Annotated in this window: 11 protein-coding genes; 1 reads left to right on the top strand and 10 read right to left on the bottom strand. The window is 58.3% G+C overall.

Annotated features, from left to right (window positions below; translation table 11 throughout):
• Window positions 1–106: 106 nt before the first annotated feature.
• Window positions 107–973: a pirin family protein gene (locus tag H8B20_RS04045; protein ID WP_210622417.1), complete on the bottom strand. Its 867-nt coding sequence runs from the start codon at window positions 971–973 to the stop codon at window positions 107–109.
• A 368-nt stretch (window positions 974–1,341) separates the two neighbouring features.
• On the opposite strand from H8B20_RS04045, the gene dkgB reads away from it, so the two are divergent.
• Window positions 1,342–2,145: a 2,5-didehydrogluconate reductase DkgB gene (gene dkgB / locus H8B20_RS04040; RefSeq protein WP_210622416.1), complete on the top strand. Its 804-nt coding sequence runs from the start codon at window positions 1,342–1,344 to the stop codon at window positions 2,143–2,145.
• 17 nt (window positions 2,146–2,162) lie between these two features.
• On the opposite strand, the gene H8B20_RS04035 is transcribed toward dkgB, so the two are convergent.
• The 9 genes from H8B20_RS04035 to H8B20_RS03995 all read right to left on the bottom strand — a co-directional run bounded on the left by H8B20_RS04035 (window position 2,163) and on the right by H8B20_RS03995 (window position 14,640).
• Window positions 2,163–5,381: a transporter substrate-binding domain-containing protein gene (locus tag H8B20_RS04035; RefSeq protein WP_210622415.1), complete on the bottom strand. Its 3,219-nt coding sequence runs from the start codon at window positions 5,379–5,381 to the stop codon at window positions 2,163–2,165.
• 10 nt (window positions 5,382–5,391) lie between these two features.
• The gene (locus tag H8B20_RS04030) at window positions 5,392–6,018 is read right to left on the bottom strand and encodes a response regulator transcription factor (protein WP_210622414.1); all 627 of its coding nucleotides are present in this window, start codon (window positions 6,016–6,018) and stop codon (window positions 5,392–5,394) included.
• A gap of 135 nt (window positions 6,019–6,153) precedes the next feature.
• Window positions 6,154–6,576 carry an ANTAR domain-containing protein gene (locus H8B20_RS04025; protein WP_210622413.1) on the bottom strand — a complete coding sequence of 141 codons (423 nt, stop codon included), beginning with the start codon at window positions 6,574–6,576 and terminating at the stop codon, window positions 6,154–6,156.
• Between the two features lie 86 nt (window positions 6,577–6,662).
• Window positions 6,663–7,955, bottom strand: a complete 1,293-nt coding sequence (locus H8B20_RS04020; RefSeq protein ID WP_475492983.1) for an EAL domain-containing response regulator — start codon at window positions 7,953–7,955, stop codon at window positions 6,663–6,665.
• A gap of 10 nt (window positions 7,956–7,965) precedes the next feature.
• Window positions 7,966–8,355 carry a hypothetical protein gene (locus H8B20_RS04015; RefSeq protein WP_210622412.1) on the bottom strand — a complete coding sequence of 130 codons (390 nt, stop codon included), beginning with the start codon at window positions 8,353–8,355 and terminating at the stop codon, window positions 7,966–7,968.
• A gap of 186 nt (window positions 8,356–8,541) precedes the next feature.
• Window positions 8,542–9,258: an MgtC/SapB family protein gene (locus H8B20_RS04010; protein ID WP_210622411.1), complete on the bottom strand. Its 717-nt coding sequence runs from the start codon at window positions 9,256–9,258 to the stop codon at window positions 8,542–8,544.
• Window positions 9,259–9,400: 142 nt separating this feature from the next.
• Complete coding sequence (gene mgtA, locus H8B20_RS04005; protein ID WP_210622410.1) at window positions 9,401–12,100, bottom strand: magnesium-translocating P-type ATPase; 2,700 nt, start codon at window positions 12,098–12,100, stop codon at window positions 9,401–9,403.
• A 590-nt stretch (window positions 12,101–12,690) separates the two neighbouring features.
• Window positions 12,691–14,025, bottom strand: a complete 1,335-nt coding sequence (locus H8B20_RS04000) for a lysine N(6)-hydroxylase/L-ornithine N(5)-oxygenase family protein (RefSeq protein ID WP_210622409.1) — start codon at window positions 14,023–14,025, stop codon at window positions 12,691–12,693.
• A 132-nt stretch (window positions 14,026–14,157) separates the two neighbouring features.
• Complete coding sequence (locus tag H8B20_RS03995; protein WP_274611381.1) at window positions 14,158–14,640, bottom strand: sigma-70 family RNA polymerase sigma factor; 483 nt, start codon at window positions 14,638–14,640, stop codon at window positions 14,158–14,160.
• Window positions 14,641–14,717: the final 77 nt, after the last annotated feature.

Raw genomic sequence — 14,717 nt, 5'->3', positions numbered from 1 at the left:
CGCGAAGATCGCACAGATTGGGGACAGTGTAGGAGTAATTGATTTCAACCCTCGCAAAAACAAAAAAACTTTAGGAGCTGCCGCAGGGGGTGTGGTGTGGCTGGAATTACCCCTGCATTCGACCAAAACGCCCGGACTGGAAGTCGGCGAAGGCCTGGTGGATTTCCTGCTCGGTGTTCATCACGAACGGGCCGTGGCCGATGATCGGTTCGTCGATCGGCTCGCCGCTCAGCAGCAACACCACGGCGTCGGTTGCAGCTTTGAGAGCCAGTTGGCGGCCGTCGCGCTCGAACAACACCAGTTGCCCCTGATCCGCCGATTCTTGTTCATTGATCTGCACCGAACCTTTCAACACCACCAGCGCAGTATTGCGCCCTTCGTGCAGATCCAGCGCCAGCAACTTGCCAGCGTTCAGGCGCAGATCCCAGACATCAATTGGCGTGAAGGTGCGCGACGGACCTGCGTGGCCATCGAACTCACCGGCGATCAAACGCAGGCTGCCGGCATTGTCCTTGAGCGCAATGCGCGGGATGTCACGATCGAGAATTGTCTGGTAACCCGGCGCGGCCATCTTGTCCTTGGCGGGCAGATTGACCCACAGCTGAACCATTTCCAGCTTGCCACCGGTTTTGGCGAACTTTTCCGAGTGGAACTCTTCGTGGAGTATTCCGGAAGCGGCGGTCATCCATTGCACGTCGCCCGGGCCGATGGTGCCACCGCTGCCAGTGGAATCGCGGTGCTGCACTTCACCGTCGTAAACAATCGTCACGGTTTCAAAACCACGGTGCGGATGCTGACCCACGCCGCGCTGCTCGGTGGTCGGCGTAAATTCGGCAGGCCCCGCGTGATCGAGCAGCAAGAACGGGCTGATGTGTTGGCCAAGGTTGTCGTAGGAAAACAGTGTGCGAACCGGAAAACCATCGCCGACCCAATGGCCGCGAGGGCTGGTGTAAATACCGATGATGTTTTTCATGATTGGCTCCAAAGGTGTGGATGACGCAATGGATTAAGCTTAATTGCATGACGATGATTGCACTAGACGACAAAAATCAGCTTCAGCGTTCTATCTGGAGGACAGTGAACTTCGGCAGTTTCAAGACCGAGTCGCGGCGATCGCTGGCAAGCCAGCTCCCCCAGGTTTTCGGGATGTAAATACAATTCAGCACCAACACCGTTCCCTGTGGGAGCGAGCTTGCTCGCGAAGAGGGCAGGCCAGACATCACAAGTCTCGGAATTGATTCATGATTTCTGATCAACAATGCTTTGCGCTACCAACGGTTTTTCCCACGAAAGCAAACGCGGATACTCCCGGCCATTCCCACTGCAACCCTTGGAGTCTTCATGTCTGTTCCCGCTTTCGGCCTTGGTACGTTCCGCCTGCAAGGCCAAGTGGTCATCGATTCGGTGAGCACCGCCCTCGAGCTCGGCTATCGGGTCATCGACACTGCGCAGATCTATGAGAACGAAGCCGACGTCGGCCAGGCCATCGCCGCTAGCGGCATCCCGCGTGAAGAGCTGTTTATCACCAGCAAGATCTGGGTTGCCAACTTCGCCAAAGAGCGCCTGATCGACAGCCTTAAAGAGAGCCTGCAAAAACTGCAGACCGACTACCTCGACCTGACGTTGATCCACTGGCCATCGCCGGACGATCAAGTGCCCGTCGAAGAGTTCATGACGGCCCTGCTGGAAGCCAAGCGTTTGGGCCTGACCCGGCAGATCGGTATTTCCAACTTCACCATCGACCTGATGAAACAGGCGATTGCTGCCGTCGGTGCCGACAACATCGCGACCCATCAGATCGAGCTGCATCCGTACCTGCAAAACCGCAAAGTAGCCGGGTTCGCCCAGAGTCAGGGCATCCACATCACCTCATACATGACCCTCGCCTATGGCGAAGTGCTGAAAGACCCTCTGATCCAGCAGATCGCCGAACGCCTGCACGCCACCCCGGCGCAAGTCACTCTGGCCTGGGCCATGCAGTCGGGTTATGGGGTGATTCCGTCATCGACCAAACGCGCCAACCTGCAAGGCAATCTCGGCGCCACGACCCTGACGTTGAGCGATGCCGACATGGCGCAAATCGCCACGCTGGATCGCGGCCATCGCCTTACCAGCCCGAAAGGCATTGCGCCTGACTGGGATTAATCAGCGCGACTGAATGCTCAGCCCTGAAGACGCTGCGCGAGACCATTCATGGCCTCGCGCAGCGTATGGATCGCCATGACCACGGTATCGGCTTGGGCCTCGATACACGCCTGTTCAAGACCCGCGCAAGCTGCCACCACACGCGCTGCGCCCACCATCTGCGCGCCGCCCTTGATGTGATGGGCCAGTTCGCGCAACCCGTCGCTGTCATGCTCGTGGTTCAACTCGTCTAGGCGTTGCAGATCGTGTTGCAGGCTGCGCAAAACTTCTTCAAGCAGGTGATCGATCATCGAGTGATCATCGCCGGCCATCTGCTCCAGCGCGCTCAGGTCGATTTCTGTCAGGGCCATGTCTTCGACCGGTTCGACACCACTGTCGCAAGGGCTGGCCCCCGTCAACGCCTGCTGCAAATCGTGCAAGCGAATCGGTTTGAACAGGCATTCGTCCATGCCGGCATCAAGGCAGCGAACCGTCTCCTCGACCTGCGCATTGGCGGTAAACCCGATCAAGAGGCAAGGCGCGCGGCCGCTCGCAGCTTCTTCATCACGGATGGCCCGCGCCAGTTCATAGCCGTTGCGCCGCGGCATGTTGCAGTCGGTGATGACCACGTCGAAGGGCTGTGCTCGCCAACGTTCCAATCCTTCATGGCCGTCTTCGGCGGCAATCGTCCGATGGCCCAATTCACTCAACTGCCAGCTCAGCAACAATCGGTTCACCGGATGATCATCCACCACCAGAACGCTCAGTGAGCACACAGGCATATCCTGCGTCAGCGGTGTTGCCGGGGCATGCGCGATGCCGGCCAGCAGGGGCAGTTCGAGGTTGACTTGCACTTGCGTACCGCTACCCGGCTCGCTGTCGAGCTGCAACGAGCCGCCCATCATTTCGCAGAGGCTGCGACTGATCACCAAGCCTAATCCGGAACCGCCGCGCGCCGATTCAGCGTGGTTGCTCGCCTGTACGAAAGGGCTGAACAACCGTTGCTGATCCTGCGCACTGATGCCGATCCCGGTGTCTTCGATGAGCACTTTCACGACCAGTCGCTCAGCAGATGCCGCCATCACCGTCAGCGCCAAGCTCACCTCGCCTTCTTCAGTGAACTTGATTGCGTTGCTGAGCAAGTTCGACAACACTTGTTTGAAGCACGTCGGGTCAATCAATACATCGACGTCGCTGTGCGCACCGAACTCGACGTGCCACAACAAGCACTTCTGTCGCGCCAGCCCTTCAAACACCCGGCACACCGACACCACCAGTCCCCGCAGGTTTGCCCGCTCGGGGGCCTGGGACAAATGTCCGGTTTCAATGCGCGCGATATCGAGGATGTCGCCGATCAGTGCCAGCAACTGTTGCCCGGCATTGGAGGCCACCTGAATGGCCAGGCGATCCGTCACGCCTTCATCGGCGCGTTTGAGCGCCAGCTCGAGCATCCCGATCAACGCATTCATCGGCGTACGAATTTCATGGCTCATGGCCGCCAGAAACGTGGTTTTGGCCCGATTGGCGTCGTCCGCGGCGTCCTTGGCTTGCTGCAATTTTTGTAACCACTGCTGACGCTGACGGATCTGCCTGCGCTGAAAACCGATCCAGATCAGCGCCGCCAACAGCAGGCTCGCCGCCCCCGCAAAACCCAGCAGAATCTCACGGCGATGTCGTAGCCAATAGCTCTCTTCCACCACCACATCATGGCCCCAGCGTTCAACAAGTTTGTCCATCTGTTGCGGGGCGATGCTCAGCAAGGCCTTGTTCAGGATCGAATGCAGCGCTGATGCGTGCGGGGCGGTTGCCAATCCGATGCGGGCCGGTTGATCGCCAACGGTGCTGGCTATACGCAGACGCTCGCGATGCTGACGGGCAATCACGTATCGCGCCACCAGCAACGAACTCACGGTGGCGTCTGCCTGCCCCCTGGCAATCAATGCCATGCCTTCGGCGGGGCTTTTGGTTCCGACAAAACGTAATGCCGATACCCGTTCCTGCAAATAGCCGCGCAACGGGTGGCCACGATAAATCGCCAGCCGTTTACCCACCAGCTCATCGAGATTGCGTGGGCTCGCTGTCGTTGTCGCACTGACCAGCACAAACGGATTGTTCAGATAGGCACGGGTGAATTGCAGCTCGGTTTCACGTTCGCTGCTGGGCGTCACCACGGGTAACACGTCAAGTTCACCGGCCTTCATCTGCTCGATCTGGCGATCCAGCGACTGCCCGCGCACGATCTCGAAATTCAGCCCGCTACGTTGACTGATCAGGCTCAATAGTTGCGCCGCAAGCCCACTGAAGCGGCCATCCGCGTCAAAAAAACTCAGCGGGGCGAAATCTTCGATGCCGCCGACCCGCACCACCGGATGTTGATCCAGCCACTGCTGTTCTGCTGCACTGAGCTGCACCCTTGTTTGCTCAGCCATCTCGGCAAGACCGACACTCCAGCGCTGTTCGATACCTTGCCGATGCTCCATGGGAATCGCCACCAACGCGTTGTCGACGAGACGTTTGAGGTGCACATCGCTGCGCATCAGCGCAAAGCCGAACGGGTTGGCATCAAGTCCCGCGGGCCCTGCCAATTGCAGGTCATTTCGATAATTGGTGTTGATCAAGTAACTGGCACTGATGAAATCGCCCAGATAAACATCATCCGCGCCGAACGCCACGGCTCCCAGTGCATCCATTGCCGAGGCGTAAAGTTGCACGCTCGCCTCAGGGTAGAACGCCTGCACCGTCGCCAGCCGCATGTAATCCTCGACCATGGCGACACGCTTGCCCGAGAGATCCATCGGCATGGACTCTTCGAGCCGGGTAACCAGCATCGGCTGATCTTCGGCATAGGGTCGGGACAGAACGATCGCAGGGTCGGCGATCTCAAAACTGTTGGATGTCCCCAATACATCGAGATCGCCACTCTTGAGTGCCGCCATCACCGCATCCCGGTTGGCAAAACGCCGGACTTCGATTCTGAGGCCCAGCAGTTGCGCCAGCAGGTCGGCGTAATCGGCAGTGAGCCCTTCCAGTTCATGCTGATTGCGGGTGATCTCGAACGGTGGGTAATCGCGACCTGAAATGCCCATCCGCAACACCGGATGCTGACGCAACCATTGGCGATCTTGTTCGTCCAGACGGATCTGGACATTATCCAGTCCGGAGCGAGTCAACACCTCGAGAACCTGCGGCGCTTCACTCGCCCAGCAAGAGGTTACAAGGCTTAGCCACAGCCAACAGACACGCCCTCCCTGGCTCATGTCCGGCTGCTCAGATCAAATGATTGCGCTTGGCGAAATCGCGCAAGTGCACCGCTGTACCCATGCCGAGCTTCTTCATCAGTCGGGTTTTGTAGGTACTGACAGTTTTGTGACTGAGGTGCATGTCCTCGGCAATTGTCTTGTTGGGCTTGCCCTGCGCCAGTTGCACGAAAATGCTCAACTCTCGATCAGAGAGCTGATCGATCATCTGTTTTTCCGTGGTATGCACTGCATTCAACACGCTGAGGTTGTCCGGCATCGCGGAAAAATAGGTGTAGCCCGACATCACTGCCTGAATGGCTTTGTGCAGCTGTTGCAGTTGATTGGTCTTGGTGACGTAAGCCATCGCTCCGGCGCGCAGGCAGCGTTCCTGATAAAACACGGCATCGTGAGAACTGAACACCAGGACTCGGCACTGAAGGTCGTTGGCCTTGATTCGGGCCAGTACGTCCAGTCCGTCGAGTGCTGGCAAACACAAGTCAAGCACGACCAACCGGGGCCGGTGCTCGCGGACCAACTGCACCACCTCATTGCCACTGGACGCCTCGTGAATCTCTTTGAAACCTTCGTTTTGCAGCACGATTCGGATGGCGGCGCGCACCACCGGGTGATCGTCGACGATCAGCGCTGACTTCATTTCCACTCCCGCTACAAAATCTGGCAATAAGACCACCGGGATCGGCTGATCCAGACTCAATGGCTGCGAAGCGACTGTTACACGCAATGGAATGGAAATCACCTGTCAGATCTGACAGTTTTGGTGAGAGTGTTTTTATGCATAAGCCCGACGCTGCTCAACGCCATCCTGTTTCCATTGGGGTGCATCGACCAACGCCATCAAGTGCCTGATTGCCTGTTCGTTGGGCAATGCCGCATGACTGATCTGCACGTTCTCCTGCGCGAAACCCGCTTTAACCTGCAACGGCGCCGAGGGTTCGTTGTAGATCAGTGCGTGATGCACCAGCGGGTTGTCGAGGAAAAAACCCAGCAGATCCAGCGACCCCATTGCCAGTTCAGCGTTGATAACCACCACGTCGAACGGTTCACAGCCGTAGTCCACCAGCGTCAACAGCTCGGCGATGCTCTGCACGGGGGCAACGCGGTAGTAGCCGAGGCCGTTGAACAGACGCTCGACTTTCATCCGGTGAAAATGCTGCGGATCGGCGATAAGGATACGCAGGGCTTTATTGATCATGGTCAATCTCCCGGTGATCAGGTTTCTGGGTGCGGCAAGACTACGCAACCTCAACGGCAGGTTCTGTAGGACATTTCCTAAAAAAATCATTCGCCCGAGATCTGCCGATAACTGCGCCGTTGCAGCCAGTTCAGCAAATCGGTTCCGGCCATCGGCCTTGCGTACCAATACCCCTGCCCCTGCGTGCATCCCAGTGCCAGCAGCTCGCGGCGCTGCGCATCGGTCTCGATGCCCTCGATCACCACGGTCATACCGAGGGTTTCGCCGAGCGCCAAAGTGCTGCTGATCGCTGCGCGGCAACGGGGTTCACGCTCAAGGTTACGAATGAAATCAGCGTCAAGCTTGATCTCGTTGAAAGGCAACTGACACAAACGTTGCAGCGAGGAAAACCCGGCCCCGAAGTCGTCGATCGACAAGCGACACCCCATCATCCGCAACCGCACCAGGCTTTCCAGGCTGGTAGCCGGCGCCTCCAGCAAGCCGCTTTCGGTCAGTTCAAAGGTCAGGCCCGCGCCTTGAGCGGCGTGGCGCGCCAAAATGCCTTTGAGGGAGGCGGTCAGCTCAGCGTTGGCCAACTGCACGGCTTGCAGGTTGAACGCCAGATTCAGGACGAAACCCTGCTCCCGGGCGCTTCGCTGAATATCCAAAGCCTGATCGAGTTGAGAGAACAGCAACGCGTCGAGCAGGCCACAGCGTTCCAGCACCGGCATGAACAGCGCCGGCGAAATAATGCCCCGGGTTGGATGCAGCCAGCGACAGAGCACTTCTGCACCGCAGACTTCACCGCTGCGAAGATTGAATTTTGGCTGATACCAGGCGTGCAACTGCCCCTCGGCCAGCGCCCGACGCACGGACACCTCACCGGCCAGAGTGACGACCGCAGGCGCAGCCTCGAGAAAGCTCGGCCGCTCAACATATTTGTCCAGCAGATCAGCCAACACCTGTGCATGCAGTGGTTTGCCGACATCGCCCAACAGGTCCAGACCAAGCAGCGAAATCATTTGATGCACCGCGCGGCGCAGATCGGCCGACAACGAGCTGCTGATGATGACCGACTTGACCTGCCCGGACGCGCCTACGCGTTGCAAGAACTGCAGGCCGTCCATGCCCTCCATTTGCATGTCGCACAGGGCAACGTCTACGCAGCCGATGTCCTTCAACAGGGCCAGTGCCTGCGCGCCGTCACTGGCTTCGTATATCAGTCGACACCCCAGGCTTTGCAGGATGCTGACCGCAACCGAGCGTTGGAACGCATGATCTTCAAGCACCAGAATTCGAAGCGTCTGAAGGGACATGATCGTTGCCTCGAGGATGGTGGAATTCGCACAAGTGTCCGGCGTTTCTGCGTAGAACTCGTTAGGAAAAGTCTCAAATCTCATGGGACTTATCCTAAATATCGAGGTGTTCAAGGAATGCAGCCAGGGTTTGCCGATCCGGCGTACGGATCAGCGTCAACTGGCGTCGCTGGTTGGCATAAATCGTTTCTGCCTGTGCCTGGCCACGGCGTGCGTCATAAATCACACCGTGACGAATCTGCGAGTTGCTCTGGAAAAACCGCACCGAATCAATCCCGGCGGCAGCGATCAGCTCACCGTTGATGACCAGCAGATCAAAGTGCTCGAACGGTTCGAACGAGTAATGGGTCACGCCCAGCAGTTCACGAAACGAACGCACCGGTGTGAGCGTGCGATATCCCAGTTCGTTGAGGGACTTGCAGATTCGGTTGCGCTCGATGAGTTGCTCTTCAGCAACGAGAATTCGCCAGTGTTTGTAGGACATTGATTTCGCCGGCCGTAGGAAATGTTTCCAATCAGCGGGAAACTCTAATCAATGCACGCAGCAAAACATGTAGGACAAGTCTGATAAACGAGCGGGATTTCTGGAGGCGAACCAAGAAGAAAGCCACACCGCAATCACCGGCCTGGCTTACTTGATTGATCAAAGGCAGTGGATGTCTTAGGAACGTCATTCCGTCGTACTCGGACTCCAGAATGCCTGCACCACGAGCGCCGACGTCGAGATCCGCGCGATCAGTGCATCCAGCTCATCGCCGTCTACCGAAGTGGTCGCCAGCGTCGCTTCGATCTCGACTTCGTCGGCGCCAAAGGCGTGCACATCGACGTCGCTGGCCGGATAGTTGCTGCGTTCCAGCTCGGCTTCGAGTAAGGCGAGCACAGCTTTTTGCTGTGAACGTCGGGCGATCACGTAGACGATATTGGTGACTTCGGCCGAGACCACGTCCAGTGGCTGGCGGTTGATATTATTGACGATCGGCCGCAGCAACGTATTGGCGGCGAGGATGAACAGCGTGCCTAGCACGGCTTCGGCCAGCAGGTCGGCACCGGCGCAGGCACCCACCGCAGCGGTGGTCCACAGGGTGGCAGCGGTGTTGAGACCGCGCACGTTGCCTTCCTCACGCATGATTACACCGGCGCCGAGAAAACCGATGCCGGAGACAACGTAGGCCACCACGCGCACCGCGCCCTCGGCCCCGGCGAGACGGTTGGCCATGTCGACAAAAATCGCCGCGCCGACCGCCACCAGCACGTTGGTCCGCAGGCCGGCGGTGCGTTGCCGGTACTGTCGCTCGAAGCCGATCAGGCCGCCGAGAAGGAACGCGGCGCTGAGGCTGATCAGGGTGTCGAGCAGCGAGGTGAGGTTGAGGTTGTTGATGGCTTGCATAGTCTTGTCCTTGAAAACATACCAATCCCCTGGGGGAGCGAGCCTGCTCGCGAAAGCGGTATGTCAGCCAACATAAATGCAACTGACACGAGCCCTTCGCGAGCAGCCTCGCTCCCAAACGGGGAACAGCGTTGTACTGCTGTTACTGCCAGCCAAACCGGCGGATGTAGAAACCTTTCACTGCCTGAGTCAGCGCCATGTACGCCAGCAGAATCACCGGCAGGAACACGAAGTACATCGACGGCAACGCCTGCAATTTGAAGTAGTGCGCCAGCGGCCCCATCGGCAGGAAGATGCCGACCGCCATGATGATTCCGGTCATCACCAGCAGCGGCAGGGCTGCACGGCTTTGCACGAACGGAATCTTCGGCGTGCGGATCATGTGCACGATCAGCGTCTGGGTCAGCAGGCCCACCACGAACCAGCCGGACTGGAACAGCGTCTGGTGATCCGGGGTGTTGGCATCAAATACGTACCACATCAAGGCGAACGTTGTGATGTCGAAGATCGAACTGATCGGCCCAAAAAACAGCATGAAGCGCCCGACATCGCCCGGCTGCCAGCGTTGCGGTTTCTTCAGCATCTCCTCATCGACGTTGTCGAACGGAATGGCGATCTGCGAAATGTCGTAGAGCAGGTTTTGCACCAGCAGGTGCATCGGCAGCATCGGCAGAAACGGAATGAACGCACTGGCAACCAGCACCGAGAACACGTTGCCGAAGTTGGAACTGGCGGTCATCTTGATGTACTTGAGCATGTTGGCGAAGGTCCGACGCCCTTCGAGTACGCCCTCCTCCAGCACCATCAGGCTCTTTTCCAGCAGGATGATGTCTGCCGCTTCCTTGGCGATGTCCACCGCGCTGTCGACGGAAATGCCGATGTCGGCGGTGCGCAACGCCGGCGCGTCGTTGATGCCATCCCCCATGAAGCCGACTACATGGCCGTTACCCTTGAGGATGCGCACGATGCGCTCCTTGTGCGACGGCGTCAGCTTGGCAAAAACGTTGGTGTTTTCCACCGCCACGGCCAGTTCGGCGTCGCTCATGCGCTCAATGTCGTTGCCCATCAGCAGGCCTTGCTGAGCGAGGCCGACTTCGCGGCAGATCTTCGCCGTGACCAACTCGTTGTCACCGGTCAGCACTTTCACCGCCACGCCATGTTCGGCCAAAGCCTTGAGCGCCGGTGCGGTGCTTTCCTTCGGTGGATCGAGAAACGCCACGTAACCGATCAGCGTCAGTTCCTGCTCATCAGCCAGGCTGTAGGTGTCGCGCCCCTCAGGCATCGAGCGGGCCGCTACTGCCACCACGCGTAAGCCTTCAGCGTTGAATGCTGCGGTGACCTGACGAATCCGGGTCAGCAATTCATCGCTCAAGGCTTCATCGACGTCGCCGTGACGCACACGGCTGCACACCGCCAGCACTTCTTCCACCGCGCCTTTGCAGATCAGTTGATGCGCCTGGCCGCGCCCTTCTACCACGACCGACATGCGCCGGCGATTGAAGTCGAACGGGATCTCATCGACCTTGCGAAACGCGGTGCCAACCTTCAGCTCACGGTGGACTTCCACATGTTCCAGCACGGCCACGTCCAGCAGGTTTTTCAGGCCGGTCTGGTAGTAGCTGTTCAGGTAAGCCATTTCCAATACGTCGTCAGAATCTTCGCCCCAGACATCAACGTTGCGCGCAAGGAAGATCTTGTCCTGGGTCAGCGTGCCGGTCTTGTCGGTGCACAGCACGTCCATGGCGCCGAAGTTCTGGATCGCGTCGAGGCGTTTGACGATGACTTTTTTGCGTGACAGAAATACCGCGCCTTTGGCCAGCGTCGAGGTGACGATCATCGGCAGCATTTCCGGGGTCAGCCCGACCGCAACCGATAGCGCAAACAGCAGTGCTTCAGTCCAGTCGCCCTTGGTGAAGCCATTGATGAACAGCACCAGCGGCGCCATCACGAACATGAAGCGGATCAGCAACCAGCTGACTTTATTGACCCCTTGCTGGAACGAAGTGACCGCACGATCGGTAGCGCCGACACGCTGCGCCAGCGCACCGAAATAGGTGCTGTTGCCAGTGGTGAGAATCACCGCCACCGCCGTGCCAGACACGACGTTGGTGCCCATGAACAGAATGTTGTCCAGCTCCAGCGGATTGCGTGTATCGCGATCAGCCTGATGCGGGAATTTCTCCACCGGCATCGATTCACCGGTCATCGCCGCTTGGCTGACGAACAGGTCTTTGGCGCTGAGCACCCGGCAATCGGCTGGAATCATGTCGCCGGCCGACAACACGATCAGATCGCCTGGCACCAATTGTTTGATCGGCAACTCGCTGCGCGGCGCATCACGTCGCATTACTGTGGCGGTGTTGCTGACCATCGCTTTAAGCGCGTCGGCAGCCTTGTTGGATTTGCTTTCCTGCCAGAAGCGCAGCAGCGTCGACAGCACCACCATGGAGAAAATCACCACGGCAGCTTTAAGGTCTTCGGTCAGCCACGAGATTACCGCAAGCAGCGTCAGCAGCAGGTTGAACGGATTTTTGTAGCAGTGCCACAGGTGGGTCCACCACGGCAGCGGCTGCTCGTGTTCGACTTCATTGAGGCCGTATTGCGCACGCAGTGCATCGACTTCGAAATCGGTAAGGCCATCGGAGTGCGTGCCCAGTGAAGAGAGCAATGCCGAGCTGTCGCTGTGCGCGGCATCGACCAGGGTGTTGGCCAAAGTTGGCGGGACTTCACGGCTGACCGTGGTGTCGTTGATGGTTTCCAGCAACGCCAGGCGACGGAAGTGCCGGGCGATGTGGCGGGTACGCAGAAAACCTGCGAAAAATTCCTTGAGCGTAAATTTCATGGCTGTTGCCCCTATGGTCAGCCGGGAAACCGTCAAGCAGGTACGACCGCGCCTCGTCCGCCGGAAAAACCGGCACGGCAAGGCATGGCGCGCCGGTCAGAAAAGACAGGCGTGTCGATAGGGCTGCGATGGCGACTTTAAAGTCGACATCACGCTCTGTTCAGCGTCGATGAGAAGGACGTCGAGACATGACCAAGGACTGGCCATGTACGGGATGCCGCTGCTCGCTTTTACGGCGAGACAACGGCAAAAAAATGCGCGTTATCTTGCCGAGAATCTGCCGGTTACCGAGACCGGCCGACAACTGTCACTCGAACAAGTACCCACTGTGGGTCTCCGCTATTGATGAAAACGCGCGAAGCTTACGCCTCGATGTCTGGAGAGTAAACCCGTGAAAAGCAGTGTGGCGGGGAATGTGCTGGATCTTCAGGAAGCGTTCAGGAAGGACTTTTTTGCTGTTCTTGAGGGCCCCTTCGCGAGCAGGCTCGCTCCCACAGGGAATCTCCAGCGAACACGTTTTTTGTATTCATCAAAGAACCAAATGTGGGAGCGAGCCTGCTCGCGAAGGCGGTGTATCAGGCGGCGCAGATTCAGCTGGCAGTCGCCAACAGCAAATCCGCCATCGAACGGTGCCCACGATGCTTGCCATGTTCATACAGCGAGCCCGCAATCTCATCGGCACGAATCGGCAGTACCGATAACAATGTGTCGCTCAAACCATGACTGGCCTGGCAGAAGCCCTGCATGTAAATGCCAGCCTTGCAGCGCTCATCGGTGATCAGTTTGTAGTTGCGATCAACCTCGAACTCGCCCAGGTATTCTTCCAGCGGCGCCAGCAATTTACGGTGCATCTGACGCTCGTAACCGGTGGCCAGTACCACGGCGTCGTAGAGGCGTACGCTGACTTCGCCAGTGGCGTTGTTGCGTACCGCCAACTCGATGCCGTGTTCGGTGGCGGTAGCACTCTCGACGGTGGTCAGGGTGCGGAACGCATGACGGGCAATTCCGGAAACCTTCTGGCGATAGAAGATGCCGTAGATGCGCTCGATCAGGTCAATGTCGACCACCGAGTAGTTGGTGTTGTGGTACTCGTTGACCAGACGCTCACGCTCGGCACTGTTCTGCTGGAACACCAAGTCAGTGAACTCCGGCGAGAACACTTCGTTGACGAACGGGCTATCGTCCGCCGGCTTGAGGGCCGAGCCGCGCAAGATCATGTCGACCTGCACCGAGGGGAACGAATCGTTCAGGTCGATGAACGCTTCCGCCGCGCTCTGCCCGCCACCGATGATCGCAATGCTCATCGGCTGATTGTTGACGCACGGCTGGCTGGCCATCTGCGACAGGTATTGCGAGTGATGGAACACACGGTTGTCGCCCTTCAGCGCCTTGAACGCCTCGGGAATACGCGGCGTGCCACCGGCACTGACCACCACCGAACGGGTAGTCCGCACATGTTGTTGCCCCTGGCTGTCGCGAGAAATAACGCGCAGCGCTTCAACCTGGTGGTTATGCAGCACCGGCTCGATGGTCAGCACTTCTTCGCCATAACGGCTCTGCTCGGTGAACTGCCCGGCGACCCAGCGCAGGTAATCGTTGTACTCCATGCGGCACGGATAGAAGGTGCCCAGGTTGATGAAATCCACCAGGCGACCGTGGTACTTGAGGTAATTGACGAACGAGTACGGGCTGGTCGGATTGCGCAGGGTCACCAGATCCTTGAGGAAGGAAATCTGCAACTCGCTCTGGGTCGACAGGGTGTTGCCGTGCCAGCTGTAGTTGGCCTGTTTGTCGAGGAACAGCACATCCAGTTCACCCTGGATCGGCCCGCGCTCTTGCAGCGCGATGGCCAACGCCAGGTTCGAAGGGCCGAAACCGACGCCGATCAGATCGTGAACGATGGGCGATGCAATTGCCTGTGTCATTTCCAGTGTCCTCTGGATGAACCCCTCTACCGTGGGGCTAAAGCCTGGGTGACCTGACCGGCCCGAAGCAGGACAGCAGATCGTCTGTTGAGTAGGAACGAGGACGGTGAAAAAAAATTTAGCGAGGAAAGATCAATGGATATCCCATTGTTTGATCCGCAGGCGGCAATGTTTCATGGCATTGACGATGTGTTTTTCCACCAGCGCTTTGGAAATACCGAGGCTCTCGGCAATTTCGTTGTGGGACAGTCCTTCGATCTTGCGCAGCAGAAAACTGTCACGACACAGCGGTGGTAATTCCGCCAGCGCCCGCTGGAGCATCTCCAGGCGTTGACCATGATCGAGCGTGCCGTGGGGGGACGGGGTGAAATAGCGCTCTTCATGGTCGAGCACTTCCAGCGGCTCGACCTGACGCAAGGCATTGCGCCGATGATCGTCGATCACCAGATTCAGCGCGGTGCGATAAAGAAACGCCCGAGGTTGCTCGATCGGCGTTTCACTGGAGCGTTCCAGCACCCGCAGATAAGCGTCATGCACCACATCCTCGGCCACCTGACGGTTGCCCAGCTTGGCGTTCAGGAAACACACCAGCTCGCGATAGTAGTTTTCCAACATGACTCCCGGCCGCAGCGATGCGGTTTCGATCCTTGAGCCAGCTCCGCTACGGTCAAAACGACAGTGGCAGGATGGTG

This window comes from Pseudomonas sp. P42 (assembly GCF_017973755.1).
Lineage (GTDB): Bacteria > Pseudomonadota > Gammaproteobacteria > Pseudomonadales > Pseudomonadaceae > Aquipseudomonas > Aquipseudomonas iridis.
The sequence above is the reverse complement of the archived record's forward strand: the minus strand, read 5'-3'. Positions and strand labels throughout refer to the sequence as shown.

Bases quoted from the DNA above. Each gene is read 5' to 3' on its own strand.
- H8B20_RS04015 (WP_210622412.1), bottom strand. From the start codon at position 8,355: ATGTCCTACAAACACTGGCGAATTCTCGTTGCTGAAGAGCAACTCATC.
- H8B20_RS04020 (WP_475492983.1), bottom strand. From the start codon at position 7,955: ATGAGATTTGAGACTTTTCCTAACGAGTTCTACGCAGAAACGCCGGAC.
- H8B20_RS04035 (WP_210622415.1), bottom strand. From the start codon at position 5,381: ATGAGCCAGGGAGGGCGTGTCTGTTGGCTGTGGCTAAGCCTTGTAACC.
- H8B20_RS04010 (WP_210622411.1), bottom strand. From the start codon at position 9,258: ATGCAAGCCATCAACAACCTCAACCTCACCTCGCTGCTCGACACCCTG.
- H8B20_RS04025 (WP_210622413.1), bottom strand. From the start codon at position 6,576: ATGATCAATAAAGCCCTGCGTATCCTTATCGCCGATCCGCAGCATTTT.
- mgtA (WP_210622410.1), bottom strand. From the start codon at position 12,100: ATGAAATTTACGCTCAAGGAATTTTTCGCAGGTTTTCTGCGTACCCGC.
- H8B20_RS04045 (WP_210622417.1), bottom strand. From the start codon at position 973: ATGAAAAACATCATCGGTATTTACACCAGCCCTCGCGGCCATTGGGTC.
- H8B20_RS04000 (WP_210622409.1), bottom strand. From the start codon at position 14,025: ATGACACAGGCAATTGCATCGCCCATCGTTCACGATCTGATCGGCGTC.
- dkgB (WP_210622416.1), top strand. From the start codon at position 1,342: ATGTCTGTTCCCGCTTTCGGCCTTGGTACGTTCCGCCTGCAAGGCCAA.
- H8B20_RS04030 (WP_210622414.1), bottom strand. From the start codon at position 6,018: ATGAAGTCAGCGCTGATCGTCGACGATCACCCGGTGGTGCGCGCCGCC.
- H8B20_RS03995 (WP_274611381.1), bottom strand. From the start codon at position 14,640: ATGTTGGAAAACTACTATCGCGAGCTGGTGTGTTTCCTGAACGCCAAG.